This is a genomic window from Methanoregula sp., from assembly GCF_002835825.1.
In the GTDB taxonomy this organism is placed as follows: Archaea; Halobacteriota; Methanomicrobia; order Methanomicrobiales; family Methanospirillaceae; genus Methanoregula.
Genome location: NZ_PIZH01000562.1, coordinates 1 through 1,349 on the forward strand (window position 1 = coordinate 1; position 1,349 = coordinate 1,349).

The 1,349-nt window shown below is 57.3% G+C and carries 1 protein-coding gene; it reads right to left on the reverse strand.

Going from position 1 to position 1,349, the window contains the following annotated elements:
- Positions 1-211: 211 nt before the first annotated feature.
- Positions 212-1,225 (reverse strand): PAS domain-containing protein, encoded by a 1,014-nt coding sequence (locus CW742_RS13305; RefSeq protein ID WP_292421180.1) that lies wholly within the window; start codon positions 1,223-1,225, stop codon positions 212-214.
- Positions 1,226-1,349: the final 124 nt, after the last annotated feature.

A 1,349-nucleotide genomic window follows, 5' to 3' on the forward strand; every position in this document is an offset into this window, starting at 1 on the left:
GTCTGGTTGACCATCCACGTCGTAATTCTATGAAATTATCCGGGTATGAGCAAAAGAGTGCTGGGGAGTCGGACGGTGTACTAAACAAAACTGAAGGGAAAAATCCAGCAGAACCACACCAACATATTGACGTTAACCAGGAAACCGGGCAGGGCCGATCAAAAAAGAAGTACACCGCCCGACCCCTGCACGGGATCCGGGAAGGGTATGCTTACTTCACAATATCCTGCGAGAGTGCTGAAACGTTCTCGTCATCATCCTCATCGGACGACTTCGAGAAGAGGGACCGGAAGACCCCGGCAGGACGCTTTGTCTGTTTCCCGGCAATACGGGCACGGTACTCGCTCACCTGCTCATCACCAGAAAAATCCGGAATGAGGCGCCCTGCCTCTTCAAGACCTTCTTCCACCAGCATCCTGTCTGTGACATCGGTCAGGGACCCGGCAATCGCGACCGTCTTTCCGCTCTTCACCACCGGGACCTCGTTCACCTCAACCCAGATCTTCTTCCCCTCACGGGTTGCCATCTCCAGCCGGTAGGGGGGCTCCCGCTTCCCGGAGGCAACGGCACGGATGGTCCGCTCAAGGCCTGAAGCGTTCATCGGGTGGTCGGTCAGGTAGTCGGTCCAGAGGCGTTTTCCCTCGCCAGGACGGCACCCGAGCATGTCGCGGATCCGCGGGCTGGTAAAGACCATCCGGTGGTCGGGGGTATGGGTATAATACATCTGCGCCCCGCTTTCGAGAAGAACCATGAGATCGGCTTGGCGTTTCAGGATCGCCTTCTGCTCATTTTTCAGCGGGGTGACATCCCGTCCCGTGGCAACAATGGAGACAACCGTGTTGTCGGGACCAAGAACGGACCGGGCCGACCAGCTGATGCAGCGCAACCCCGTCTTGGTCGGGAGCCACTGTTCGACAATGCAGGCATACGGGGGACGGAAGAGCTTGGTCATCTGCGTTGCAACTACATCGGAGTACCGCTCCCCGGTTACCGGCATGAAGACGCTGTTGTTCAGTTCCTCGCGGGGCTTCCCGACAATTGCGCAGTAGGCCGCGTTGACAAAAAGGAGACGCCCTTCGAGATTGAACTGCACAATGAGATCCTGCTGGTTCTCAACAAGCTCCCGGTAATCCGCATCCATGGTATCCGTACCCGATACCCGCTGCCCTTGCCGGACCACTACCGGAATCGTCGGGACTGGTGGGCTTAACTCACGTATGATCATCTGTCGCAGAAGTATTAATGTTGCACGCTTACCGCCGTAAAACAGGAAATAGGTGGGAGGGGGAGGACAAAATCGGGGGGGTGTCAGACTGCGGCGCCAATGGTCTGCTGGCCATCCGTTACCC

Excerpts from the sequence above, each read along its gene's own strand:
- CW742_RS13305 (WP_292421180.1), bottom strand. The coding sequence starts at position 1,225 with ATGATCATACGTGAGTTAAGCCCACCAGTCCCGACGATTCCGGTAGTG.